The sequence below is a fragment of the Tsukamurella sp. II2bb genome, from assembly GCF_057815145.1.
The window spans coordinates 237,345-262,445 of the sequence record NZ_JBYPZI010000005.1 but is presented as its reverse complement, the minus strand read 5'-3'; the positions used below and the strand labels follow the sequence as shown (position 1 = coordinate 262,445).

Genomic DNA, 25,101 nt, shown 5'->3' with positions numbered 1-25,101 from the left:
CAACTCTCGGCAACAGTGGCCGCGATTCCGGAGCCGTGCGGGACGATGGACCGCATGGTTCCGGCGCTGACTCTGCACCCCCATCGACTCCTCCCCACCGATCCCGCGGTCCGGCGACTGGCCGCCGAACTCTACGGCTCCATCGCGGAGCAGCCGATCATCTCGCCGCACGGCCACGTCCCGCCGCAGTGGCTCGCCGACGACGTCCCGTTCGCCGACCCGACGTCGCTGCTGATCACGCCGGACCACTACGTGAACCGGCTGATGCACGCGCACGGCGTGGGCCTGGACCAGCTCGGCGTGGCGCAGGACGACTTCGACGCCGCCGCCTCGCGCCGCGCCTTCCGCACCCTCTGCGAGCACTGGAGCATCTACCGCGGGACGCCGGTGCGCTACTGGTTCGACCACCAGTTGGCGGAGGTCTTCGGGATCACGGTGCGGCCGAGCGCGGAGACCGCGGACCTGATCTACGACCGGATCGCGGAGTGCCTGGCGGATCCGGCGTTCCGGCCGCGTGCGCTGTACCAGCGGTTCGGCATCGACGTCCTGGCCACCACCGACGACCCGTGCGACGACCTGCGCCACCACCGCAAGCTCGAGGCCGACCCCGAGTGGACCGGCCGGGTCGTCCCCACCTTCCGGCCCGACCGGTACCTCGAGCCGTCCAGCCCCACCTGGAACGCCGACGTCGACCGGCTCGGCGAGGCCGCTGGCGTCGGGGTCGACGACGTCGACGGCTACCTCGCCGCGCTCGCCGAACGGCGACGGTTCTTCATCGCCAACGGCGCCGTCTCCGCCGATCACAGCCACCGCGACGCCCGGACCGACCCGCTACCGGCCGACGAGGCCCGCAGCATCTACCTGCGGGCCCGCGCCGGCACCGCCACCGAGGCCGAAGCGACCGCGCTGCGCCGGCACCTGATGTACGAGATGGGCAGGATGTCGGCCGAGGACGGGCTCGTGATGACGATCCACCCGGCCGTCTGCCGGAGCCACCACCGGCCGAGCGCGGACCGGTTCGGCGCCGACATCGGCTGCGACATCCCCGTCGCGGTCGAGTTCACCGAGGCGCTGCGTCCGCTGCTCAACGCCGTCGGCACCGAGCCGCGCTTCCGGCTGGTGATCTTCACCCTGGACGAGACCACCTTCTCCCGGGAGATCGCTCCGCTGGCCGGCTTCTACCCGAGCGTGTACGCCGGCGCCCCGTGGTGGTTCCTCGACGCGCCCGACGCCATCCGCCGCTACCGCTCCGCGGTCACCGAGACCGTGGGATTCGGCAAGACCTCCGGCTTCATCGACGACACCCGGGCGTTCTGCTCGATCCCCGCGCGGCACGACATGTCCCGCCGGCTCGACGCCGGGCACGTCGCCCAGCTGGTGGTCGAGCACCGTCTGGACGAGGACGAGGCCTTCGAGGTCGTGCACGACCTGGTGGACACCATTCCCAGGAAGGTCTTCAACCTGTGAACGCCCCCACCCCGGCCCGGCTCTCGCGGACCACACCCCCGCCGCCCGTGCGCATCGTGCATCTCGGCCTCGGCAACTTCCACCGCGCCCATCAGGCCTGGTACACGGCCCACGCGGAGGACGCCGCCGACTGGGGCATCGCGGCCTTCACCGGCCGGCGACCCGACGCCGCCGAGGCGCTCGCACCGCAGGGCGGGCTCTACACCCTGATCGTCAAGGGCCCCGAGGACGACGAGCCGGAGGTGATCGGCTCCCTCGCAGCCGCACATCCGGCCGGCGACCACGCCGCCTACCTCGACTACCTGCGTCGACCGGAACTCGCCGTCGTGACCCTGACGGTGACCGAGGCCGGCTACCTCGCCGACCCCGACGGTGCGCTGCGCCGGACGCCGGAGGTCGAGGCCGACATCGCCGCGCTGCGCGCCGCCCCGGACGCGCCGGTGGCCACGCTGCCGGCCCGGCTGGTCGGGGGCCTCGCCGCCCGGCGCGCCGCGCAGGCCGGCCCCGTCACCGTCCTGTCCTGCGACAACCTGCCCGACAACGGGGCGGTGACGCGGCGCGTCGTGACCGAGCTGGCCGCCACCGTCGACCCCGGGCTCGCCGAATGGATCAGCGAGAACGTCGATTTCGCCTCGTCCATGGTCGACCGGATCACCCCCGCCACCACCGACGACGACCGGGCGCTGGTCGCGCAGCGGTGCGGCTACACCGACGCCTCCCCGGTGCCCACCGAGCCGTTCAGCGAGTGGGTGATCGCCGGGGCGTTCCCCGCCGGGCGGCCCGCGTGGGAGACCGCCGGAGTGCAGATCGTCGCCGACGTCACCCCGTTCGAACAGCGCAAACTCCGGATGCTCAACGGCTCGCACTCCCTGCTGGCCTACGCCGCCGGCGTGCGCGGGCACGCCTTCATCGACGAGGCCATCGCCGATCCCGTGTGCCGCAGCTGGGTCGAGGCGCTGTGGGACGAGGCCGCGCCGCATCTGCGGGTGCCCGCCGAGGACGTCGCCGCGTACCGGGCCGCCCTGGTGGAGCGGTTCTCGAACCCGAGGATCCGCCACCGGTTGGCGCAGATCGCCGCCGACGGCTCGACCAAGCTCGTCGTGCGCATCGTCCCGGTGATCCGCGCGGAACGCGCCGCCGGCCGGATACCGGCAGGATGCGCCACCGCGATCGCCGGCTGGATCCGGCACCTCCGCGGCGAGGGTCCGCCGGTCGCCGACGCCGGAGCGGAGCCGTACGTCGCGCTCGCCGCGCAGCCCGACGGTGCCGCCGTGCCCGCCGTCCTGGACCGGCTGGCCCCCGGCCTCGGCGGCGACCGCGAGTTCGTCACCGCCGTGACCGACCGGCTCACCGAGATCAGCCCCGTCGAAACCCACGTCTGAGAGGCCCCACCATGACTGCACCACACGGGTTCGCCGAAGCCTACGGAACCGATCCGGGCGATCCCGCCCGCGCCCAACGGGTCGGCGGGCCCGGCGAACGCCTCTCCCCCGACGAGGTGACCGCCTTCGTCGAGCGGGCCCTCGCCGGCGCGCAGGTCGACGGTAAGCGCGTCTGCCTCGTGATCCCCGACGGCACCCGCACCTGCCCGCTGCCGCTGATCCTGCGCGCGGTCCACCGCGCGCTGGCCGGCCGGGCGAGTGCGGTGACGGTGCTGATCGCGCTGGGCACGCACCAGGCGATGTCGGAGGCGGCGATCGCGAAGCACCTGGGCTACGAGGCCGGCGGGCTGGACGCCACCTACCCCGGCTGGGAGGTGGTCAACCACGAGCACTGGCTGCCCGAGACCTTCACCACCCTCGGCACGATCACGCAGGAGCGGATGGCGGAGCTGACCGGCGGCCTGATGACCGACCTGTCCGTCGACGTCCGGGTCAACCGGCTGGTGCCCGAGGCCGACGTGGCGATCGTGATCGGCCCCGTCTTCCCGCACGAGGTGGTCGGCTTCTCCGGCGGGAACAAGTACTTCTTCCCCGGGGTCTCGGGGGCCGAGCTGATCGACGTCTCGCACTGGGTGGGCGCGCTGATCACCAGCGCCGAGATGATCGGCACCCGCGGCGTGACGCCCGTCCGGGCGCTGGTCAACGAGGCCGCGTCGATGATCCCGGCCGAGCGGCTGGCGCTGTGCCTGGTGGTCGAGTCCGGCTCGGACACCCTGCGGGCCGCGGCCTTCGGCACCCCGGAGGACGCCTGGGCGGCGTGCGCGGCGGTCTCCGCCGAGACGCACGTGACCTACCTGGACCGGACGTACCCGCGGGTCCTGTCCGTGATGCCCACCAAGTACGAGGACATCTGGACCGCGGCCAAGGGCTTCTACAAGCTGGAGCCGATCGTCGCCGACGGCGGCGAGGTGATCATCTACGCACCGCACATCACCGAGATCTCGGTGATGCACCCGCAGATCAGCGAGATCGGATACCACTGCCGGGACTACTTCCTCGGCCAGTGGGACCAGTTCAAGCATCAGCCGTGGGGCGACCTCGCCCACTCGACCCACCTGCGCGGGCAGGGCACCTGGGACCCCGAGAACGGGGAGCGCAACCGCGTGAAGGTGACGCTGGCGACGGGGATCCCCCGCGAGGTCGTCGAGTCGGTGAACCTCGGCCACCTCGATCCCGCGGACGTGGACATCGCCGCGTACCAGGCGGACCCGGACACCTTCGTCGAGCCGCACGCCGGGGAGGTGCTCTACCGGCTCCGCTGATCCGGCCCCGCTGATCCCGCCCTGTCAGGCGCTGAGGGCGTAGACCCGGTCGATGATCGCGAGCGCCTTGACGCCCTCGGCCGGGTCGATCCAGAACGGCCTGCCTGCGGCCACGTGCTCGTGGAAGTCGGCGATCAGCGCCTCGTGCGAGGCGCCCCAGTAGGACCGGCCGGCAGACGGTGCCGTCCGCTCGTCCCGCACGACCTCGACCCGACCGTCGGCGTGGGTGATCGTGAGGTCGCCCCGCAGCACGAGAAGGGCACCGTCGGTGGCGATCTCGATCGTGACCGGGAAGTCGCGCGGGGCGGTGTTCGTCGCGAGGCAGACCGAGCGGGCACCGCTCTGGTGGTCGAGGATCACCTGGGCGGAGTCCTCGACGTCGATCACGTCGCCGAGGAGGTAGGTGCCCGCGCGGCCGCGCACCCGGGTGACCTCGCCCAGCAGCCACTGCAGCAGGTCGAGGGTGTGGATCGCCTGGTTGATCAGGACGCCGCCGCCGCTGGAGACCCGGCGGCCGCGCCACGGCCGCCGGGCGTAGTAGTCGGCGTCGCGGTGCCAGGAGACCGTCGCCGACGCGCCGCGCACCTCCCCCAGCTCGCCCGACGCGAGGATCCGGCGGGCCGCCCGCGAGGCGGTGTTGTAGCGGTTCTGGAAGCAGATGCCGACGGGCGGAACGGGGTCCGCCGCGCACCGTCGGACGAGTCGGTCCGCCTCGTCGAGGCGGTGGGCGACCGGCTTCTCCAGCAGCACGGCGACGCCCGCGTCCAGGGACGAGAGCGCCGGATCGACGTGCCGGTGGTGCGGCGTGCAGATGTGGACGACGTCGGGCCGGACGGCCTCGATCATCGCCAGGTGGTCGGTGAATCCGGGGACGCCGTGCTCCGCACCCGCGGCGCGCGCGGTCGCGGGATCGATGTCGCAGACACCGACCAGCTCGCTACCGGGGAGCCGACCGATGGCGTCCAGGTGCACCACCGAGACGTCGCCGCAACCGATCACAGCCGCCCTGACCATCGCCACACTCCCGTCCCGCGCCCCGGGCGGGGCCACGGAGCGCATGATGGCACGGGCGATGACGGCGCCGAACGGCGTTGCCGGAAATTGTCACGACCGCGACCTGACCTCGCGGCAGCGGTTAGGCTCGGCCTGTGACCGACCCAGCCGTTCCAGGGATGACCGCGACCGAGGCGACGCACCGGGTCGGCGCCGATCTCGCCGGGGTCGAGCGCCTCGGCGTCGCCTTCTCCGGCGGCGTCGATTCCAGTGTGCTGCTGGCGTTGTCGGCGCGCGTCCTGGGCGCCGACGGGGTGGTGGCCCTGCTCGGGGTCTCGCCCAGCCTCGCCGCCACCGAGCGCAGCGGCGCCCACGCGACGGCCGCACGGATCGGCGTCGAGGTGGTGGAGATCGAGACCTTCGAGGGCTACCGGGACGCCTACCGCGCCAACGGCCCCGACCGCTGCTACCACTGCAAGGACGAGCTGTTCACCGTCATCGACGCCGGTGTCGCCCGGCGCCTCGGCCTCGACGCGATCGCCTACGGCGAGAACGCCGATGACGTCCTGCGCCCGGACCGGCCCGGCGCCCGCGCGGCCGTAGAGCACGGCGTGCTCCGCCCGCTGGCCGCCGCCGGACTGACCAAGGCCGATGTCCGCGCCGTCGCCCGGGACCTCGGGCTCGCCGTCGCCGACAAGCCCGCGGCGCCGTGCCTCGCGTCCCGCATCCCGCACTTCGAGGAGGTCACGCCCGAGAAGCTGGCCCAGATCGACCGCGCCGAGGAGGCGCTGCGCGGGCTGGGCCTGGCCGATCTCCGGGTGCGCCACCACGGCGACGTCGCCCGGCTCGAGCTGCAGGCGGACGATCTGCCCCGCGTCGCGTCGGATCCGGTGCGCGACGAGGTACTTCGCGCCGTCCGCGCCGCGGGCTTCCGCTACGTGACGCTGGATCTGGGCGGCCTGCAGTCCGGCGCGTTCACCCTGCCCCTGGTCGGGGTGCGGCATGGCTGAGCGTGCTGCGAGCCCGGCCGGACAGGCGGCCGACCTGGCCGAGCGCGCGGCCGACCTGGCCGACATCGCCCGGCTCGACGTGGACCGCGCGGCCCGGCGGGGCTACCCCGAGGCGGTCTTCTGCGAGGGCAAGAGCGTCGAACAGGTCGCCCGGATCGCGCGGGCGCTCGCCGGGGAGCCGAACGTGGCCCTGTTCACCCGCGTCCGGGACGACCAGGTCGAAGCGATCCTCGAGGCCCTGCCGGGCGCAGCGCACGACGCCGAGGCCCGGATGATCGCGTGGCCCGCCGCTCCACCCGAGCCCGCGGGCGGCGGCGTGCTGGTGCTGGCGGCCGGCACGTCGGACCTTCCGGTGGCCCGGGAGGCCCTGCTGACCGCTCGCCATCTGGGTCGGCGGTCCGAGGTGGTCGTGGACGTCGGGGTGGCGGGCCTGCACCGCGTGCTGGCGGAGGTGCCCCGGCTGCGCGCCGCCAAGGCGATCGTCGTCGTCGCGGGAATGGACGGTGCCCTACCGGGTGTGGTCGCCGGGCTGGTGTCCGCGCCGGTGATCGCCGTGCCTACCTCGGTCGGCTACGGTGCGGCCTTCGACGGCCTGGCCCCGCTGCTGACGATGCTCAACGCCTGCGCGCCCGGTGTCGCGGTGGTCAACATCGACAATGGTTACGGCGCGGGGCATCTCGCGGCCCAGATCGCGGCGCCATGACGGGCTCGGGGGACGTGCACGCGTGGATCGACGCGTCGGCCGGGGTGGCGGGCGACATGCTGCTGGGCGCCCTGATCGACGCGGGCGCCGACCTCGCTGCGATCCAGCGCGCCGTCGACGCGGTGGTGCCCGGGTCGGTCCGGCTCGCGGTCGCCCAGGTCGTGCGGTGCGGACAGCGGGCGACGAAGCTCGACGTCGAGGTGCTGACCGACGATCTGCCGCACCGGCATTGGCGGACCATCCGGGAGAGCCTGACGACGGCCCCGCTCGACGCTCGAGTCCGGGACCGGGCGCTCGCCGTCTTCGGCCTGCTGGCGGACGCCGAGGCGCAGGCCCACGGCATCCCCGCCGAGAACGTCCACTTCCACGAGGTGGGGGCGCTCGACTCGATCGCCGACGTCGTCGGCGTGGCGGCCGCGCTGACGGATCTCGGCGTGACCAGCGTGAGCACGAGCGCCGTCGCGGTCGGTTCGGGCCGGATCGCCGCCGCGCACGGCGACATCCCGGTGCCGGTGCCCGCCGTCGTCACGCTGTCCGCCGGCTGGCGGGTCCATGCGGGCGGTACCGGGGAGCTCGCCACCCCGACCGGTATGGCGCTCGTCGCCGCACTGTCCCGGTCCTGTGAGGACCTGCCCGCCATGGTCGTGCAGCGAACGGGGGCCGGCGCCGGCACCAAGGACTTCCCCGACCGGCCGAACATCACCCGGGTGGTGATCGGTGCGGTCGAGCCCGACGGGCCGGCACCGTCGGGCGGCCCCGGCGCGGAGACCATGACGGTGCTGGAGGCCAACGTCGACGACCTCGACCCACGGCTCTGGCCCGGCGTGATCGACCGACTGCTGGGCGCCGGCGCCGCCGACGCCTGGCTGACTCCGATCCTGATGAAGAAGGGCCGGCCCGCGCACCAGCTCAGCGTGCTGAGCCGGCCGGATCTGGCCGAGGCCCTCGTCGAGTTGATGCTGACGCTCACCAGCACGCTGGGCGTGCGCAGTCATACCGTGCGTCGCACCGCCCTGTCCCGGTGCTGGCGCACCGTCGCCCTCGACGGTGCCGCGTCCGGAGCGGAGGTCAGGATCAAGATCGGCTACGACGACACCGGGATCCGGCAGGCCAACCCGGAGTTCGCCGACGTGGCGGCCGTGGCCGCGGCGTACGACCTGCCGGAGCGCGAGGCACTGGCGCTGGCGCACAGCGCCGCCCGGGCCGCGGGGCTCGTCGTCGGAGCGCCCGCGCCGCGCTGACGAACCCGCCGTCGCCCCTGGGCGGGGCGACGGCGGGCGCTGTGCGGTCTCGCGGCGGGTTTCCGCCGCCTATGCCGGTACGGCCGGAGCTGCCGGCGCAGGCGCCTCCGTCGCCGCGGCGACGGCCTCCTTCTCGCGCTCGGACTGCTTCAGCTCGTCGATCTCCTCGAGGGAGTACGGCGCGGTCTCCTTGGCGGTGAACGCGGCCAGGCCCGAGATCAGCGTCAATCCGATCGTCAGGATCGCGGGCCCCACCCAGTTCTTCAGGTCGGCGCCCGCGAGGGCGGTGGAGGCGACCGGGGCGACGCCGCCGGCGATGGCGAAGCCGATCTGGGTCCCCACCGCGAGCCCGGAGACGCGGACCCGGCTCGGGAACATCTCGGCGTAGAACGCCGGCCAGATGCCGTTGGCCGCGGAGTAGATGAGGCCGTTGGAGATGATGCCGAAGACGAAGATCAGGACCCAGTTGCCGGTCGTGATGGACCAGAGATACGGCGCCGTCGCCACGCCGGCCCCGAGCACGCCGAAGATGAACATCGGTTTCCGGCCGATCTTGTCCGCAAGGAGCCCGGCCAGCGGAATCGCTCCCAACGCAACCACGTTCACGATCACCGGCACGAACAACATGGTCGACTTGTTCAGGTCGTACCCGTTGGTCGCGAACGTCACGGAGAAGCTGCCGAAGACGTAGCTGACGGACGCGAGCAGGGCGCAGGCCGCGACGCGCGCGATGGAGACCCAGTGGAAGCGCACCGCCTGGGTGAGCGGCGTCATGTTGACCTTGACCTCGGACTGCTCGATGAACAGCGGAGGCTCCTCGAGCTTGCGCCGGATGATGTACGCCGCGATGACGACGACGACCGAGAGCCAGAACGGGACGCGCCAGGCCCAGCCGAGTAGGGTCTCCCGGGGGATGAGGGCGGTGAAGGGGATGAAAACGCCCGTCGCCAGCAGACCGCCGGCCTGGGTGCCGTTCAGCGTCCAGCTGGTGGTGAACGCGCGGTGGCGGTCGTCGGCGTGCTCGAGCGACATCGTGACCGCGCTCGCCTGCTCACCGGAGACGGACAGGCCCTGGATGATCCGCAGGACCACGAGCAGGATCGGCGCCGCGATGCCGATGTCGTGGTACGTCGGCAGGCAGCCGATCAGGAACGTGCAACCGCCGATGCCGAAGAGGGTCAACATCATGACGAACTTCCGGCCGAACCGGTCCGCGAGGGGCCCCAGGATGAGGGCGCCCAGGGGACGCACGACGTAGCCGACGGCAAGGGTCGCCATGCTCAGCAGCACGCCGATCCCCGTCGGGAGCTCCGGCGGGAAGAACAGTTTGTTCAGCACCAGCGCGGCGGCCGTGCCGTAGACCGCGAAATCGTAGTACTCGAGTGCTGAGCCGATCCAGGAGGCGATCGCGGCTCTCTTCGGGGTGCGAACGTGAGGTTCGCTGGTACCTGTACTCATGTCGCCTCCATTGGCGCTGGAAGGGCGCCGGCCCAGGTCTGCACAGATGCCCTGGCCTGCGTGTTTCACTCGGCAACCGCGTGATGACGGCAACGTACCAGAGGCTTATACGCCGAGTCCCGGGTTTCGTCGAGGTCCGCGGACGGGTTCCGTGGACGCCGTGGCGACCGGCGCTATCCCCGCGCGGAGGGCGGCCGTGGACGCACGGCTCAGGCCTCGCGCACGTACGCGAGCAGGTCCGGATCGGCGGATTCCAGACGGTCCGCGATCTCGCCGCCGTCACACCGCATCAGGGCGACGGTGACCGTCTCCCCGTCCACGCCTGGGGTCCGGTGCAGCACCGCCCAGGTGCCGCCGGAGTCCTCCCAGCGCCGCAACTGCTCGAGCGGGGTCGCCATGGGATCGAGAGTAGACCTGCCGGCCGTAGACCGGCTGGGCCGGCGGGTGAGGGAATCGTCGGGGCGGCGACGATCAGGCGACGGCCTTCGCGACGAGCGCGGCGATCCTCGCCTCGGTTTCGGCGTCCAGTGCGGTGATGTTCCAGACGATCGGATGCATGGTGGCGCCCTCTTCGAAGGCGGGGTTCACCGTCTCGCCGAAGCCGAAGGCCACGTACGTCTCCCCCGGCTTGATGTAGCAGATGTCCTCGCCGCCGCCGACGTAGAACGGGAGGCCCCACCGCACGACCGGCTCGAGACCCGGCGCGTTCTCGCGGATGATCGCGTGCACGCGCTCGCCGATCTCGGCGTACGGCGCGGGCATCGCCCGAAGCTTGGCCAGGACGGCTGCGTCGCCCTTCTTCGTGAACATGACGGTGGCCTCCAGCGGTCGGTCGGGGCCTTCACGCTACCCGCCGAACCTGCACCGGTCGAACGAGCACGGGTCAGGGCCGATCCGTGCCGAGGGCGTCGCGCGCGGAATCCAGGCGCTTGCGGGCGACGATCGTTCGCGGATGTTCTGAACCGAGTTCACGTTCGTACCACCGCACCGCCGCCTTCCGAAGCTGGATCGCATCGGCCGCCCGGCCTGCCGATTCGTAAGCGGCCGCCAGATCCTCACGGACATTCGCAGTGCGCTGGTGATCATGACCATAAAGCCGCTCGATATCGGCCATCAGCTGCTCCAACATCGACACCGCGCTGTCGACCTCACCTGCTCTTAGATGCGCGTACGCCAAATTTCCTCGCGACGCCAACGTGTCCGGGTGATTCTCTCCCAACACCCGCACCCGATCAGACAACGTCCGCTCGAACAACGGAATCGCACGCAACACATCACCAGCAGCCTCGTACGCCGACGCCAAATTATTCCGCGAACTCAACGTATGCGGATGATCCTCACCCAACACCCGCACCCGATCAGACAACGTCCGCTCGAACAACGGAATCGCACGCAACACATCACCAGCAGCCTCGTACGCCGACGCCAAATTGTTCCGCGAACTCAAGGTATGCGGATGATCCTCACCCAACACCCGCACCTGATCCTCCACCGCCCGCTCGAACAACGGGATCGCACGCGACACATCACCAGCAGAATGATACGCTGACGCCAAATTGTTCCGCGAACTCAAGGTATGCGGATGATCCTCACCCAACACCCGCACCTGATCCTCCAACGCCCGCTCGAACAACGGAATCGCACGCAACACATCACCAGCAGCCTCGTACGCCGACGCCAAATTGTTCCGCGAACTCAAGGTATGCGGATGATCCTCACCCAACACCCGCACCCGATCAGACAACGTCCGCTCGTACAACGGGATCGCACGCAACACATCACCAGCAGCCTCGTACGCCGACGCCAAATTATTCCGCGACGTCAAAGTATCCGGATGATCCTCACCCAACACCCGCACCTGATCCTCCACCGCCCGCTCGAACAACGGGATCGCACGCGACACATCACCAGCAGATAGATACGCCGATGCCAAATTGTTCCGTGAAAATAGTGTGTCCGGATGGTCCTCGCCGAGCGCCCGCTCCGCTTCGCCGACATCGCGCTCGAGCCGGGCGATAGCCTCGCCGAGCTTGCCCGCCTGTTCCTCGACTCTTGCCATCGCGCCGCTCGCGTCCAGCCGCACGGACAGCGCCGCCGACGAGTTGCGCGCAGGCGGACTCTCGGCGACGGCGAGAGCCTGTTCGGCGGCATCACGCGCCGCGTCCAGCCTGCCTAACGCGGCCTCTGCGAGCGCAAGCCCGGTGAGAAGCCTCGCCAGATCAACCGCCGCACCGGTGTCGTGGGCCGCGGGACCGCGCAGAGCCTCGATCCTCGCCATCAGCGAGGGTTCCTCGTCGGACACCGAATTTCGCGACAGAACCGCTCGCGGCCGGACACCTCCGACCCTGAGCCCCGGATCCCGGAGCAGCAGCGCCCCCAGGTTAGAATCAGCCTTCGCAACCAGGGGTGCCGCGGCACGCGCGATGGCGTCGTCGTCGCCGATGACGTGCGCCGCGAGGTCCATGTAGTCCCAGGCAAGCCGGGAATCGCCGATGCCACTGCGCCCGAGCTGGGTCATCAGCAGGGCCTCGTCGTCGAGCAGCGGTGGATGGTGATGCAAGTGACCGACAGCGATGTCGGACACCGTGTTACGGAGCGGATTCGCGGGCGCGCACACGAAGTCCTTGATCCGGCCCAACCGTGCGGTGCCCACCTCGGTGGGCTCCCACGGCCGGTACTCGGGAGGCGCGGTCACGCGGGTGATCATCAGCCGCAGCCCCACCGGCGGATCGGTGAGGGGCGCGAGCGACCGCAGGACCATGCGCGTACCGTCGAGCTGCTCGGGCGTGTCGAGCGCGAAGGCCACGACCTCGTCGGCCAGCTCCGCGAGCGCCATCGTGTTGCTGCTGGTGATTCCGGTGCGCGCGTCGATCAACAGCAGATCGAGCCCGAGTTCCTCCGCGAGGCGGGCGCGCAGCGCGTCGATCATCTCCAACGCCGAGCCGTCCGCTGCTCGCCGATCGAATTGCAGGCGACGCAGCTCGGCGAAGTAGTTCGGCGACGGGACCGAACCGGCGGGCATCGACCACAGCCGGCCACCGGCGAGTCGCTCGAAACCGAGATGGGTGTCACCGACGGTGATTTCCCGCAGATACGGCAGGAGGTCGGCCGGCGGCGCGCCCTCGAGTTCAGTGTCGAGGAGATATCCCACCAGCCCGCGGCTCGGCGGCTCGGCGTTGATGCCGAACTTGTACGTGGTGCCGGGTGCCTCGAAATCCATGTCGAGGACCGCCACGCGCTTGCCGAGTGCGGCCGCGAACACGGCGATGTTCGCGAGGGAGAGTGTCCTACCCGTGCCTCCCTTGTAGCTGTAGAAAACGACGGTCTTCATGCAGCCGCATTCCCGAAGTACTCGTCGACCTGCTGCTTGCGGCGCATTCGAACCACCGCATGCGGGTGCTCTGAGTCGAGCTCCGCGAGGATCCGCGCGAGGTGCTGAACCGTCTCCGGCGATGCGCTCACCTCCGGCCGGGTGAGCATCCGCGGAACGACGCGCCGCAACAACGCGCGCCGGCGGGGATCGTCCAACCACCTGGCGAGAACCCTCGGTGCCGCCGCAACGAGCTCGGGCGACAAGGGCGCGCCGGCATCGAAGGGCACCGTCGGCACCAGCTCTTCGGCACGAGCCTGCAGTTCCTGCCAGCGCCCGACGCGCTCGCCGACGGGGTCCACCGCACCGTCGGCGAGCAACCGTTCGAGGGTCCTCTCCCCTATCTCGAGCGGATCCCCGGGCAGGTACAGATCGTGGCGCCGCAGCACGCCGCGATCATCACGGCTGACGAAGTACTCGCCACCCGGCGCCATCGCCACGAGCTCGATCATGATCGCACCACGGTCAGGCTGAGATCGCCGTCGCGAGCCAGGCTACGAACAAGTCCCAGCGCCTCCACCGGCAACGGCACAGACACGGTTCCGGTGTCGCCCGCCGCCACCCCGGCAAACCTCGCCTCAAGGTAACGGCTGTCGACTTCATCGACGAACTCGTGCGCCACACGGATCTCGTCCACGTCATCGAGCGCTCGGCTCCCGTGCCGCACGATCACCTCGATCAGGTCCTGTTCGCTGAACTCGTTCTTCACTTCGTCCGCAACAAGTCTCGGCCAGGACGCCCTCGGCACCTTCGCTGCGACCTCGCCACGTTCGGCCGTGGCAAGTTCGGAACGGCACTCCCAGTCGGCGACCTCGGAGTGCAGGCGACCCTCGTCGAGCACTCCGGACGGTGCATAGACAGCGGCGCTGTTGTGCGGAACCACCAGGAGCCGCTCATCGGAGCGGGGAGCGTAAACCATTCGGAACGGGCCGTAGTTCGCATCGCCCGTCATCGGTGGAAGATCGAGAGTCCCGTAGACGACCTCACCGCGGGCATCGAGGTGATTCTCCACGACCTCGCGACGCGGCGCCCAAATCCCCTCCCGGAAGAAGCCGTCGATCCCCCCTGGATGCATCGTCGGGGTACTGAGCACGCGGGGCGGCTCCGCGGTACAGAACGCCACCATCTTCTTCGCGTCGACATTGGTACCCACTCGACTCGATCGGAGTTCCGCGCGAAACTCGTGCGCGACGGGATTCCGGTCGCAGATCCTGTCCGCGCGCTCGCGCCACGCGGCGGAATTGGCGGCTGCACTCTCATCGATCGACATCGGGCCCCCTATCTCCCCCTCAGGGTACGACGCTGCGAATGGACCGCATCGTCGGTCGGGGATTCGCACCGGATACACGTAAGGCCCCCTCGCCTGAGGGGGCCTTACGTGTATCCAAGCGTGGAGCTAAGGGGAATCGAACCCCTGACCTCCTCGATGCGAACGAGGCGCGCTACCAACTGCGCTATAGCCCCTTGCGGAACTCGACTACCTTAGCAAGTCCGCCCGGCAAACTACTAACCGACCTTGCGCTCCAGCGGTTCCCGCAGGTCAGCGGGGCGATCGAGGAAGTCGAACTCCTCGGCGCGGTAGCGCGGCAGGTGGTCGAAGGCGGGATCCTCATCGTCGATCTCCATGACGATGCAGCCGCCACGGCGCAGGTGCGCCGGCACCCCGTCGCGCACCTCGGCCTCACGGGCCCGCTCGCGGCGCGCGCGCTCGAGCCGCGCCATCCGGCGGCGCCGGATCTCGGACTCGATGCGCACCGTCCGGCGCAGGTAGGTCAGGTAGACGACCAGCGCGAGCACCACGCCACCCAGCCCGTACCAGGCGAAGGGGACGTTCATCAGACCGGCGCCCAGGGCGATCACGGCGATCACGCCCAGCAGGAGCGTCACGCGCTGCCGGAACCGGAACCGCGCCTCCGTCAGGCGGGCGTCGTTCTCGGGGTCGTAGCCGCCGCGCCGGCGCCGCGGCTCCGCGTCGGCGTCCTCCGCCCGGGAGACGGCCCCGGCGTACTCGTCGTCGAGATCATCGGCGTCGTCGTTCGCGGGACGGGAGACGGGGGTCAGCTCCTCGGTGAGCTGCTCGTCCACCTCGTCGACGATCTCCTCGTCCACCTCCCCGGTCGCTTCGAGAGGCTCGTCCCCGAGATCCTCGACCTCAGCCACCTCCGGCTCGGCCGGTGCGGTCACGCGCCGGACGATCGGCTCCGCCTCGGGGGCGGCGGCGTCGCTCTCGGCCTTTCCGGCCGGTTCAGCCATGGGGATGTCGTCGAGGTCCACGATCTTCGCGCGCATCGCGGCGCGCTCGACGGTGGGGATCGGGGTGGTGACGCCGTCCATCGGGCTGGATCCGTGCAGGTCGTCGACGTCGGAGTCGACATAGGCGTGCGCCTCGGCCTCCTCGTCGGCGGGGAGCTCGTCCTCGGCAACGGTGCCCGTCTTCCCCAGCACGATCCGCCCGCCCTCGTCGCGCCCGCCCTCGTCGACGAGGTCCCCGACGAAACCGTCCTCGCCCGGCTCCTCCTCGTCGGAAGCCTCGTCGGCGCGGGTCTCGGCCACGACGGCCGTCGGCCGGATGCGGCGGCGCACGGCGCGACCGGCGGAGCCGCCGCGGTGCAGTAGACGGGTCTTGAGCGTCGCGTCGGACACCTGGTTCACCTTGGGGTGCCGCGCGGCCAGCATCGGAACGAGCACCACCAACCACGCGACGAGCAGCCCCACCCAGAGCAGTGTCTGCGGGATCATGTCGGCTCCCTCCGGCATTGAAATCGATCACGGATCACATCCGTGTAAGTCGCCTAGAAGGCTATTTCACCAGGGTGGATCAGCACGCCCGACGCGCCGTAGCGAAACCCCAAAAATCTCAAACAGTCACTTCAGTCACAGGCTCAGAACCGCGCCCGACCCGACCTGACGACCCGCGCGACCATCGAATCGGCGATCTCCTCGGCGGTGATCGCCACCAGGAGATGGTCCCGCCAGGCACCGTCGACATGCAGGTACCGGCGCAACAGCCCCTCCTCGCGGAAGCCCGCATTGCGCAGCACCGCACGCGATCCCGCGTTCTCCGGGCGCACCGTCGCGTCCACGCGGTGCAGTCCCAGCCGGCCGAAGCAATGGTCGACGGCCAGCGCCACGGCCACCGTCGCCACCCCGTGGCCGGTCACCCGGCGATCCACCCAGTACCCCACCCACGCGCTCTGCAGCTGCCCGCGGGTGACGTTCCCGATCGTGATCTGGCCGGCGTAGGCACCGTCGACCTCGATGACCATGGGGACGATCGTCCCGGACCGGGCCTGCGAGCGGAGCGAGGCGCACAGCGGCGTCCACTGCGAGACCGCATGCCGGCGCTGCCAGTCCACCTCGCCCGACGGTTCCCAGGGCTCCAGCTCGGCGCGGTTGAGCAGGCGCAGGCGCGACCACTGCCGGGCGTCGCGGGCGCGGATGGGCCGCAATCGCACGACGCCGGCGGAGGTCGTGAGCGGCCCGAGGTCGACCTGCCAGTTCGCTCCGAACACGGCTTCAGCCGCGCTGGGCGAGGAAGGCGACGACCACGTCGTCGCCCGCGCGGACCTCGGTGACCTCCGGGTCCACGACGATGAGGCAGTTCGCCTCGGCAAGGCTCACCAGCAGGTGGGAGCCGTTGTCGGGGATCGGCGCGACCATGAACTCGCCGGTGTCCTCATCGCGCATGAGCTGGCCGCGCACGTACTCGCGGCGGCCGGCGGGCGACTTGTGCGAGGCGGCGCTCTTGGCGGTCACCAGGCGGCGCATCGGCTGCCGCTTGCCGAGCGCGATGCGGATCAGCGGCCGCACCATCACCTCGAAGGCGACGAGCGCGCTCATCGGATTCGAGGGCAGCAGGAAGGTGGGCACCTGGTCGGGGCCCAGGGTTCCGAAGCCCTGCACCGACGCGGGGTGCATCGCGATCCGCTCGACCGCGAGATCGCCGAGTTCGGCGAGCGCGGCGGTGATGTCGTCGGAGGCGCTGCCGCCGAGCGCGGAGGTCACGATCACGACCTCGGAACGCTGCAGCTGCGCCTCGACGGACTCGCGCACCCCGTCGGTGCTGACGATCCCGACCCGGTGCACCTCCGCGCCGCAGTCGCGGGCGGCGGCCGCCAGCGCGTAGGAGGCCACGTCGTAGACCTGGCCGGCGCCGGTGTCCCGGTCGATGTCGACGAGCTCGCGGCCCACGGAGATCACGGCGACGCGCGGCCGCGGATGCACGGAGACCTTGTCGCGCCCGACCGCGGCGAGCAGGCCCACCTGCGCGGGACCGACGACGGTGCCGCGGCGCACGGCCACGTCGCCCGGCTGCACGTCGTCACCGGTGCGGCGGACGTACTGCCCCGACCGGACCGAGTGTCCGACGCGGACTTTCGACAGGCCACCGTCGGTCCACTTGTCGGGGAGGACGGCGTCAGCGAGCGTGGGCAGCGGCGCGCCGGTCTCGACCTTGACGGCCTGACCGGGCTGCAGCCGGATCGGCTGGCGATTGCCCGCGCGGACCTCGCCGACGACCGGCAGCGAGACCACGACGGGCTCGCCGGTCTCCTCGTCGGTGCTGCCTGCGGCCGCGACGTCCACCGAGCGCACGGCATAGCCGTCGATGGCGGCCTGGTCGAAGGCGGGAAGGGCGCTCTCGACGACCACTTCCTCCGCGCACATGAGGCCCTGCGCCTCGGAGATCCCCACGCGCACCGGGCGCGGCGCCACCGCCGCCGCCGTCACCCGTGCTAGATGGTCCTCCACGGAGCGCATGACCCTCCCCTATCGATTCAGCCGTGCCTGCAGCCACTCGCGCAGGTCGGGACCGTAGTCGTCACGGTCCAGTGCCAAGTCAACCGCAGCCTTGAGGTAGCCCCCGGGATTTCCGAGGTCGTGTCGGGTTCCGCGGTGCACCACCACGTGCACGGGGTGCCCCTCGCTGATGAGCAGCGCGATGGCGTCGGTCAGCTGGATCTCGCCGCCCGCGCCCTTGTCGATGCGGCGCAGCGCGTCGAAGATCGCCCGGTCCAGCAGATACCGGCCGGCCGCCGCGTAGTTCGACGGCGCCTCCTCGGGCTTGGGCTTCTCGACCATGCCGTTGACCTTGAGCACGTCGGGGTTGACGGCGTCGGGGACGATCTCGACGTCGAAGGCGCCGTAGCTGCTGATCTGGTCCGGAGAGACCTCGATCGCGCACAGCACCGAGCCGCCGCGCTTCTCCCGGACCTTCGCCATCGTGGTGAGGACGCCGTTGGGCAGCACCAGGTCGTCCGGGAGCAGGACGCTGACGGCGTCCTCGTCGTCGTCGAGGACCGGCTCGACGCAGGCCACGGCGTGGCCCAGGCCCAGCGGCTTCTCCTGGATGACGGCCTCGGCGTGGATCAGGTTGGGGGCGCGCCGCACCTTGCGCAGCATCGCCGTCTTGCCGCGCTTCTCGAGCGTGCCCTCGAGCACGAGGTCCTCGACGAAGTGGGCGACGACGCCGTCCTTGCCGGGGCTGGTCACGATGCACAGGCGCTCCGCGCCGGCGGCGGACGCCTCCTCGGCGACCAGCTCGATACCGGGGGTGTCGACCACCGGGAGCAGTTCCTTGGGCACCGTCTTCGTCGCGGGTAGGAAGCGAGTACCGAGGCCGGCGGCGGGCACGATCGCGGTCTTCGGGATGGACGGCGTGGTGGTCATTCCACCACCCTAAGCCAGGTCACACAGAGGTAACGACCTGAGTGCGTGGATCACAGTGGGAGGATGACGTGATGCCCGACTCCCCCGACGCCCCCTCACCCACGGCGTCCAAGCAGGCGTGGCGCGCGTGGTTCCGGCAGCGCCGCGCGGCGATGAGCGCCGCCGACCGCGCCGCCGCGGGTGCTGCACTGACCTCGCTCGCGGCGTCCCTGGACCTCGGCGCGGTGGTCGCGGCGTACGTGCCCGTGGGCTCCGAACCCGCCCTCGTGCTGGACCGGCCGGTGCTGCTCCCGGTGACCCCGCCCGAGCCCGGCCCGCTGGACTGGGCGTGGTCGGGATCGCTGGAACCCGGCCCCTTCGGGCTCCTCGAACCCGCTGGTCCCCGGCTCGGTGTGGACGCTCCGTCCTCCGCGTCGACGGTGCTGCTCCCCGCCCTCGGCGTCTCCCGCGGCGGGGTACGGATGGGCCGCGGAGCGGGGTACTACGACCGGTCCCTGCGCCCGGGACCTCGGCTCATCGCGGTGATCTACGACCACGAGCTGGTCGACTTCCTTCCCTCCGAACCCACGGACGTGCCGGTGCACGCGGCACTGACCCCGTCGGGGCTGGTGGAGTTCTGAGTCGGGCGGCAACAGCGGGGCCGACGGTGGCCGGGCGGCCGCGTCGGGTTGGCGGCAGAGGCGGCCGCGTCTTCGCACGGGCCATGCGCGGCACGCATGACACATGAATCCGCAGGTAGGAGCCTCGTTTTGGGAGACGGGCCATGCGCGCGACGCATGGCCTCCCCGCTATCTCCACTGCTTGATTGCGTGACGGTGTGGTGGGCCCGCCGGCACCACCACCGGATCCGGCTCGTCGGTCGTCCCCCGCGCGACACCGATCCGCGGCCACCGCGTTCGCTCCCCCACCAGGAGCCGGTCGTCCGGTGGGGGACCGACCGTCCCCCGCGCGGCGCCGAGTCCCCCACCAGACGCCACCTCTCCCCCACAACGCGTGCCATGCGCGTCGCGCATGGCAGGCGCCGCAAAATATGGGTTTGACCTGCGCATTCATGGCGCCTGCGTGGCGCGCATGGGTTCTCGGAACGACAGCGCTTCCTCACGCATCCAGCCGCGAACCCGGCGCAGCGCGGCCCCCGGGGTGAGGGCGGCGCACCGTCGGGCTACTAGACCAGAAGCCGGCTGACGTACTTCTCCCCGTACGCGCGCAGCGCCGCGGAGTCACCGATCTCCAGCCCCGTGGGCGGATTGGACAGCAGCGAACCGGTGATCCGCAGCATGAGGTCGGTCACGGAGCACAGTTCGGCGTAGTCCTGCTCGGCGCCGGAGTTGCGCAGCCGGATCACGATGCCCTGGATCAGCAGGTCCCAGACCCCGCGCGGGATGCGCAGGAAGTACTCGGGCTCGGCGGCGAGCACCTTCGAGACCGCGAGGTTCGACTCCGCCTGCTCGATGCTCAGCGCGAAGACCTCCACGAGGGTCTGCTGGGGCGTGAATCCGACGATGGCCTTGTCGAGCTTGCGGCGCAGGGTACGGATCTCGATCGCCACGACCCGGGCGATCAGCTGGTCCCGATTGGGGAAGATCCGGTAGAGGGTGCTGCGCGAGACGTGCGCCTGCTTGGCGACCTGGTCCATGCTGACGCCGGGGATGCCGTTCGCGGCGATCACCTCGCGCGCCGCGTCCACGATCCGCCGCGATGGTGAGGGAACCGTCATGGCCGTCATCGTATCCGGCCACACCGCTGGCACTCGACTCGCCAGAGTGCTAATTCGAGAGGTAGAATCGCTTCGTGCCTACTTACTCGTATCAGTGCAAGGAGTGCGGCGAGGCCTTCGACGCCGTGCAGTCGTTCTCCGACGATCCCCTGACCGTGTGCGCCGACTGCGGCGGCCCGCTCCGGAAGCTGTTCAACTCCGTCGGCGTGGTCTTCAAGGGAAGCGGCTTCTACCGCACCGATTCCCGCAGCTCGAAGGCCGACACGACCGCGAAGTCGGAGACCAAGAGCTCGTCGGACACCGCCAAGAAGGTGGAGGCGGCGACCTCCTAGAGTCGACGCCATGACGCACGTATTCGACGAGGCGACGGCGGTCCGGCAGGACGACGGCGTCTTCCACGCGCACACGCATCCGGCCTACAACAACATGGTCGGCCCGTTCGGCGGCATCACCGCCGCCACGGTGGTCGCTGCGCTGCAGGCTCACCCGGAGGCCCAGGGGCATCCGTTGAGCCTGACGATCAATTACGCGGCGCCCATCGCCAACGGTGCTTGGGACATCGCGGTCACGGTGCTGCGCACCAACCGCACCAATCAGCACTTCACCTTCGTGATCGAGCAGGGCGACGGTGCCGTGGCCTCGGGTACCGCGGTCTTCGGCACGCGCCGCGACACCTGGGGCGCCACGGAGTCGGAGTTCCCGCAGGTGGACGCGCCGCAGGACTATCCCGAACTGCCCTTCCCCGAGTTCATCTCCTGGGCTGCGAATTACGAGACCCGGTTCATCGAAGGCAGCCTGGAGATGGACGGCCCGCAGGACTCGTCGACGACCACGCTGTGGCTGCGCGACAAGCCCGCGCGCCCGCTGGACTACCCGGCGCTGGCCTCCCTCGCGGACGCCTTCTTCCCCCGGGTCTTCCTGCGCCGCGGCACCTATCTTCCGGCCGGCACGATCTCACTGACGACGTACTTCCACGCGAGTCCCGCGGAACTCGAGCAGCAGGCCGACGACCACCTCCTCGGAACCGCCCGCGGCGCCCGGTTCGGGCACGGCCACTTCGACCAGTACGCCCAGCTCTGGGGCCGGAACGGCACGCTGCTGGCGACCACGCACCAGATCGTCTACTACAAGGATCCGCAGGCCTGATCGGCCCGTTCCTCCACAGGTTCGGGGTTATCCACAGGGACCCTCGCGCCGGGCTTTCTCCGACGGTGCGCCGTCGTAACCTCCGGGCATGGACTCCTTGCAACCGACCGGGATGGAACGGATCCGGGCCGCGCTACGGCCCGGCTGGGCCCGCACACTGACGGCGCGCCGGGCCACCGCCGCGGCCCTCGCCGCGCTGGCGCTCGTGGTGGCACTGACCAGCCGGCCGAGCGGGCCGCAGGCGCAGGTGCTCGTCGCCGCACGGGAACTCGGGCCGGGCGGCAAGCTCACCGTTGAGGACGTCGCCGTGCGCACTGTGCCCGCGGATCTCGCACCGCAGGACGCCCTCGCCGCGCCGGACGACGCCGTCGGCAGGTCGGTGACCGGCCCCGTCGCCGCCGGCGAGATCCTGACGGTGCGGCGCGTGCTCACCGACCGCACCGCCGGCCAGATCCGTCCCGGGGCGCGCCTGGTCCCCGTCTCCCTCCAGGATTCGGCGACGATGGATCTGCTCCGCCCGGGCGACGTGGTCGACGTGGTGGCGCAGCGCAAGGACGACTCCCCGGCCGTGCTGGCCCGCTCGGCGACGGTGGCGGTCGCCCCGGCGGCGCAGGCCACGCGACAGCAGGCCCGCACCGCGATGCTCGCCATGTCGGAGGCCGAGGCGCACGCGGTGGCGGCCGCGGCCCTGAGCTCACCCCTGTCGGTGGTCTTCCGGTGAGCTCAGCCGACGCGGTGGGTGAGCTCGCGGATCAGCCAGGTCTGGCGCTGCCGGGCCACCTCGGCCGCGGCTGGCCCGAAGTAGTAGCGCACGTACTGCTCGCCGGCCCGGCGCTGGGCACGGGTCGGCAGGGTGGCGAGCTCGGCGGGCGGAGCGAGCCGCGCCGCGTCCGGGGTGCGGACGGCGCCCTGCAGCCACCGCCGCTGCTCGACGATCATCCACCACCAGGCGCCGCCCAGGAGGGTCAGGGTGACCGCGCACTTCAGCGCGATGAGACCGAGCACGAGCACCGGGTTCTCGCCGCTGGGCGCGTTCCACCAGAAGTGCATCAGGTAGGACAGGGCGACGGCGAGAGCCGCCGGCGCCGGCCGCGACCGCAGCAGCGCGAGGCCCAGTGCGAAGAAGGCCGTGTACACCCAGTGCGACTGGAAGCCGAAGAGCGCGCGCAGCAGCGTCACGGTGAGCGCACCGCGCGCATCGGACTGCGCGTCGCGCAGTGCGAAGGTGATCGCGTACGAGAGGTTCTCGACCACCTGGAAGCCGAGGCCGGCGAAGGCGCCGACGGCGAAGATCTGCAGAGGTCGGCGCAGCCGGTCGCGGAAGACCACCAGCAGCAGGGCGACGCCGGCGCCCTTGATCGTCTCCTCGTCGAGCGGCCCGATCAGGGCGGCGCCCCAAACGGTGGCCCCCGGATCGTCGAGGACGTCGCTCACCGCGTCGGAGGCGAAGCCGTTGACCTGCAGCGCCAGTCCGCACGCGCCGATCGCGCCCCAGGCGAAGGCGAGCGCCCACGCGCTGCGCACCTGGGCGTGCGACCGGTCCAGCGCCCAGATGATCACCGCGATCACCGCCGCCGCGAGAAGGATGATCGGTCCCGCCACGGCCACTGCCACGCCGGACTCCGCGAGCCGCGGCACCAGGTCGCGCGCCAGCACGTAACCGCCGCCCAGCAGGCCCGCCACGAACACCCAGAAGGAGATCGTGGTGATTCTCGCCCGCATCAGACCTCCCGCAACGTCTGGACGAGGGCGGGCAGGTCCGGTGCGGCACCGTCGGGACCGCGCAGCGTGAGCACGGTGACCAGCAGGGTGTCCCGCCCGACGACCGCGCACTCCCCCGTCCGTCCGTCGCCGGCGGCGGTGCAGCTGCGGCCGGAGAACTGCGCACCGCGCAGCTCACCGGTGAAGCGGGCGTCGATGCCGCCCAGGCCGAATTCGCGCAGGCGGCGCGGAGCGGCGGTATCGAAATCGGTCATGCCGGTGGTCAGCCGCACGGTGAGCGAGCTTCCGCTGGGATGGACGAAGCGGGTCACGTCGGCGCGGCCGGTGGGCACCTTCTCCCATCCCGACGGTGCGCGGAAGTCGACTCCGGCGTAGTCGTTTCCGAGCCGGTACCTCGCGTCCGTGACCGGCGTGCGCGGTGTGGGCACGGCGCGTTCGATGCCGAACCACCCCGCGGCCAGGCCACCGACGACCAGGATCACACCCACCGACACGCCCGCGTCCACTGCGCGCCCTCGATTCATACGGCTAGCATAAGTCCGAAATCGCCACAGGCGTCACTGCCGTTTCAACGACACGAAGGACTGACGGACATGCTCAAGGGATTCAAGGACTTCCTGCTCAAGGGCAACGTGCTGGACCTCGCGGTCGCCGTTGTCGTCGGCGCCGCGTTCACCGCGATCGTCACCGCGTTCACCGAGCACATCGTGCAGCCGCTCATCGCGTCGATCGGCGGCGGCAAGGAGGTGCACGGCCTCGCGTGGGCCCTGCGGAAGACTCCGGACGGCAAGCCGCTCGACGGCACCGTCATCGACCTCGGCGCCGTGATCACCGCCGGGATCAACTTCCTCCTCGTGGCGGCGGTCGTCTACTTCATCCTGATCATGCCGTACGAGCGGATGAAGTCCCGCTTCGCGCCGCAGAAGGCCTCCGAGGACGAGGTGGACGTGCTCGTCGAGATCCGTGACCTGCTCGCGGCGCAGGCCGCGCCGCAGCAGGGCGGCGCGCACTCCGCGCTCCCGCCGACGGGCCAGTTCCCCTCGCAGAAGCCGCAGCTCTGACGCTCGAGACGCCACGAAAGCCGGCCTCCCCCACTGTGGGCGAGGCCGGCTTACGTTTCTCGGTTCGACGGTGCCCCGCCGCTCAGCCGAGCGTGAAGCGATCACCCCACAGGATCGCCGTGGTCTGCGAGTTGCCGGCGCCGGCGCTGACGATCACGTAGAGCCGGGCCTGCGCGTAGCCGCCGCATCCGTCCACGCCGATGGTCTGGTCGCTGTAGGAGAACCCGCCACTCGACCCCTCGAAGGTGAAGCTGTTCGACGGCGACGCCCAGTTCGGCTTGATCTCGTCACCCGGCTTGGGGAAGGTCGCGCGATCGAAGGTCAGCGACTGGGTGCCGATCTGGCCGGCACCGATGCCGATCGAGCCGCCCGTCGTTCCGGTCACGGACGGCCCTTCGGCGTCCGGACCGAAGGTCGGCCCGTTGAGCGAGGCCCCGGCCTCGACGGACGCCGTCTGGATCTCCACCTGGCAGCCGATCGCGTATCCGGCCTCGATCGAGCCGCCGTCGCCCTGACCGTCGATCTTCACGCTGATGGCGCCACTCACCCAGGCGTTGCGCGTGGAGGGAAGGGCGACCATGCCGGGCGACAGCTTCGCCTGTTCGCCGCGCGAGCTGATCGTGACGCTGCCTCCCGACGGCAGCTTGACCACGGTCGTCTTCGCCTTCAACGGGATGACGGTGTCCGCCCCGGCCGCGGCGGGAACACCCAGCCCTACGGCAGTGAGAGCACATAGTCCGAGTACTGCAGTGCGCATCGATCCGATTGCCATGAACCCCAACTCCTTATGTTCCCGCTCAGCGGCGATGTCGCCGCTCAACGCAAGCGATCAGGGGCAGACG

The 25,101-nt window shown here is 70.9% G+C and carries 26 protein-coding genes and 1 tRNA gene; 11 read left to right on the top strand and 16 right to left on the bottom strand.

Translation table 11 applies throughout. The features are described from left to right. Positions 1–54 precede the first annotated feature (54 nt). The 3 genes from uxaC to AC21LY_RS13710 are packed head-to-tail and all read left to right on the top strand — an operon-like array spanning position 55 to position 4,171. Positions 55–1,467: a glucuronate isomerase gene (uxaC, locus tag AC21LY_RS13720; RefSeq protein ID WP_489047043.1), complete on the top strand. Its 1,413-nt coding sequence runs from the start codon at positions 55–57 to the stop codon at positions 1,465–1,467. After that, positions 1,464–2,849, top strand: a complete 1,386-nt coding sequence (locus AC21LY_RS13715) for a mannitol dehydrogenase family protein (RefSeq protein ID WP_489047042.1) — start codon at positions 1,464–1,466, stop codon at positions 2,847–2,849. Before uxaC ends, AC21LY_RS13715 begins: the two co-directional genes overlap by 4 nt. 11 nt (positions 2,850–2,860) lie before the next feature. Then, complete coding sequence (locus AC21LY_RS13710; RefSeq protein ID WP_489047041.1) at positions 2,861–4,171, top strand: lactate racemase domain-containing protein; 1,311 nt, start codon at positions 2,861–2,863, stop codon at positions 4,169–4,171. 24 nt (positions 4,172–4,195) lie between these two features. Here the strand turns inward: AC21LY_RS13710 and AC21LY_RS13705 are convergent, their stop codons facing one another. Continuing rightward, positions 4,196–5,221 (bottom strand): Gfo/Idh/MocA family protein, encoded by a 1,026-nt coding sequence (locus tag AC21LY_RS13705; RefSeq protein ID WP_489047039.1) that lies wholly within the window; start codon positions 5,219–5,221, stop codon positions 4,196–4,198. 98 nt (positions 5,222–5,319) lie between these two features. Between AC21LY_RS13705 and larE the strand changes: the two genes are divergently transcribed. The 3 genes from larE to larC are packed head-to-tail and all read left to right on the top strand — an operon-like array spanning position 5,320 to position 8,118. Next, positions 5,320–6,174 carry an ATP-dependent sacrificial sulfur transferase LarE gene (gene larE / locus AC21LY_RS13700; RefSeq protein WP_489047038.1) on the top strand — a complete coding sequence of 285 codons (855 nt, stop codon included), beginning with the start codon at positions 5,320–5,322 and terminating at the stop codon, positions 6,172–6,174. Next, complete coding sequence (larB, locus tag AC21LY_RS13695; protein ID WP_489047037.1) at positions 6,167–6,877, top strand: nickel pincer cofactor biosynthesis protein LarB; 711 nt, start codon at positions 6,167–6,169, stop codon at positions 6,875–6,877. The genes larE and larB overlap by 8 nt, the downstream gene beginning before the upstream one ends. Before the next feature lie 14 nt (positions 6,878–6,891). Beyond that, a complete protein-coding gene (gene larC / locus AC21LY_RS13690; protein WP_489047157.1) occupies positions 6,892–8,118 on the top strand; it encodes a nickel pincer cofactor biosynthesis protein LarC in 1,227 nt (408 codons plus the stop codon). Positions 8,119–8,187: 69 nt separating this feature from the next. Here larC and AC21LY_RS13685 read toward each other — a convergent pair whose 3' ends face one another. From AC21LY_RS13685 to AC21LY_RS13635, 11 genes are all read right to left on the bottom strand, one after another. Beyond that, complete coding sequence (locus AC21LY_RS13685; RefSeq protein ID WP_489047036.1) at positions 8,188–9,576, bottom strand: MFS transporter; 1,389 nt, start codon at positions 9,574–9,576, stop codon at positions 8,188–8,190. A gap of 209 nt (positions 9,577–9,785) precedes the next feature. Next, positions 9,786–9,974, bottom strand: coding sequence for a hypothetical protein (locus AC21LY_RS13680; protein ID WP_489047035.1), 189 nt, complete (start codon positions 9,972–9,974; stop codon positions 9,786–9,788). A gap of 73 nt (positions 9,975–10,047) precedes the next feature. Further along, positions 10,048–10,386 carry a DUF1801 domain-containing protein gene (locus tag AC21LY_RS13675; RefSeq protein WP_489047034.1) on the bottom strand — a complete coding sequence of 113 codons (339 nt, stop codon included), beginning with the start codon at positions 10,384–10,386 and terminating at the stop codon, positions 10,048–10,050. Between the two features lie 73 nt (positions 10,387–10,459). Further along, a complete protein-coding gene (locus tag AC21LY_RS13670) occupies positions 10,460–12,907 on the bottom strand; it encodes a tetratricopeptide repeat protein (RefSeq protein ID WP_489047033.1) in 2,448 nt (815 codons plus the stop codon). After that, positions 12,904–13,398 (bottom strand): hypothetical protein, encoded by a 495-nt coding sequence (locus AC21LY_RS13665; RefSeq protein WP_489047032.1) that lies wholly within the window; start codon positions 13,396–13,398, stop codon positions 12,904–12,906. The genes AC21LY_RS13670 and AC21LY_RS13665 overlap by 4 nt, the downstream gene beginning before the upstream one ends. Beyond that, the gene (locus AC21LY_RS13660) at positions 13,395–14,216 is read right to left on the bottom strand and encodes a hypothetical protein (protein WP_489047031.1); all 822 of its coding nucleotides are present in this window, start codon (positions 14,214–14,216) and stop codon (positions 13,395–13,397) included. Before AC21LY_RS13660 ends, AC21LY_RS13665 begins: the two co-directional genes overlap by 4 nt. A gap of 121 nt (positions 14,217–14,337) precedes the next feature. Then, positions 14,338–14,410, bottom strand: a tRNA-Ala gene (locus AC21LY_RS13655). A 42-nt stretch (positions 14,411–14,452) separates the two neighbouring features. Further along, positions 14,453–15,685 (bottom strand): divisome protein SepX/GlpR, encoded by a 1,233-nt coding sequence (gene sepX / locus AC21LY_RS13650; protein WP_489047030.1) that lies wholly within the window; start codon positions 15,683–15,685, stop codon positions 14,453–14,455. Positions 15,686–15,828: 143 nt separating this feature from the next. Next, complete coding sequence (locus AC21LY_RS13645; RefSeq protein ID WP_489047029.1) at positions 15,829–16,458, bottom strand: GNAT family N-acetyltransferase; 630 nt, start codon at positions 16,456–16,458, stop codon at positions 15,829–15,831. A 4-nt stretch (positions 16,459–16,462) separates the two neighbouring features. Next, positions 16,463–17,704: a molybdotransferase-like divisome protein Glp gene (gene glp, locus AC21LY_RS13640; RefSeq protein WP_489047028.1), complete on the bottom strand. Its 1,242-nt coding sequence runs from the start codon at positions 17,702–17,704 to the stop codon at positions 16,463–16,465. A 9-nt stretch (positions 17,705–17,713) separates the two neighbouring features. Continuing rightward, positions 17,714–18,613, bottom strand: coding sequence for a UTP--glucose-1-phosphate uridylyltransferase (locus tag AC21LY_RS13635; RefSeq protein ID WP_489047027.1), 900 nt, complete (start codon positions 18,611–18,613; stop codon positions 17,714–17,716). A gap of 71 nt (positions 18,614–18,684) precedes the next feature. Here AC21LY_RS13635 and AC21LY_RS13630 point away from each other — a divergent pair, with 71 nt between their 5' ends. After that, on the top strand, positions 18,685–19,233 hold the full coding sequence (locus AC21LY_RS13630; RefSeq protein WP_489047026.1) for a 5-formyltetrahydrofolate cyclo-ligase: 549 nt from the start codon (positions 18,685–18,687) through the stop codon (positions 19,231–19,233). Positions 19,234–19,778: 545 nt separating this feature from the next. Here the strand turns inward: AC21LY_RS13630 and AC21LY_RS13625 are convergent. Continuing rightward, positions 19,779–20,330, bottom strand: a complete 552-nt coding sequence (locus AC21LY_RS13625) for a TetR/AcrR family transcriptional regulator (RefSeq protein ID WP_489047025.1) — start codon at positions 20,328–20,330, stop codon at positions 19,779–19,781. 74 nt (positions 20,331–20,404) lie between these two features. Between AC21LY_RS13625 and AC21LY_RS13620 the strand changes: the two genes are divergently transcribed. The 3 genes from AC21LY_RS13620 to AC21LY_RS13610 all read left to right on the top strand — a co-directional run bounded on the left by AC21LY_RS13620 (position 20,405) and on the right by AC21LY_RS13610 (position 22,197). Then, entirely contained in the window at positions 20,405–20,662 is a 258-nt protein-coding gene (locus AC21LY_RS13620) for an FmdB family zinc ribbon protein (RefSeq protein ID WP_489047024.1), read from the top strand. A gap of 10 nt (positions 20,663–20,672) precedes the next feature. Next, positions 20,673–21,476 carry an acyl-CoA thioesterase gene (locus AC21LY_RS13615; protein ID WP_489047023.1) on the top strand — a complete coding sequence of 268 codons (804 nt, stop codon included), beginning with the start codon at positions 20,673–20,675 and terminating at the stop codon, positions 21,474–21,476. A gap of 88 nt (positions 21,477–21,564) precedes the next feature. Beyond that, complete coding sequence (locus tag AC21LY_RS13610; RefSeq protein ID WP_489047022.1) at positions 21,565–22,197, top strand: SAF domain-containing protein; 633 nt, start codon at positions 21,565–21,567, stop codon at positions 22,195–22,197. 2 nt (positions 22,198–22,199) lie between these two features. On the opposite strand, the gene AC21LY_RS13605 is transcribed toward AC21LY_RS13610, so the two are convergent. Both AC21LY_RS13605 and AC21LY_RS13600 read right to left on the bottom strand, forming a co-directional pair. Continuing rightward, complete coding sequence (locus AC21LY_RS13605) at positions 22,200–23,198, bottom strand: PrsW family intramembrane metalloprotease (protein ID WP_489047021.1); 999 nt, start codon at positions 23,196–23,198, stop codon at positions 22,200–22,202. Continuing rightward, positions 23,198–23,722 (bottom strand): hypothetical protein, encoded by a 525-nt coding sequence (locus AC21LY_RS13600; RefSeq protein WP_489047020.1) that lies wholly within the window; start codon positions 23,720–23,722, stop codon positions 23,198–23,200. The genes AC21LY_RS13605 and AC21LY_RS13600 overlap by 1 nt, the downstream gene beginning before the upstream one ends. Before the next feature lie 69 nt (positions 23,723–23,791). On the opposite strand from AC21LY_RS13600, the gene mscL reads away from it, so the two are divergent. Continuing rightward, entirely contained in the window at positions 23,792–24,259 is a 468-nt protein-coding gene (gene mscL, locus AC21LY_RS13595) for a large conductance mechanosensitive channel protein MscL (RefSeq protein ID WP_489047019.1), read from the top strand. Positions 24,260–24,341: 82 nt separating this feature from the next. Here the strand turns inward: mscL and AC21LY_RS13590 are convergent, their stop codons facing one another. Continuing rightward, entirely contained in the window at positions 24,342–25,031 is a 690-nt protein-coding gene (locus AC21LY_RS13590; RefSeq protein ID WP_489047017.1) for an MspA family porin, read from the bottom strand. Positions 25,032–25,101: the final 70 nt, after the last annotated feature.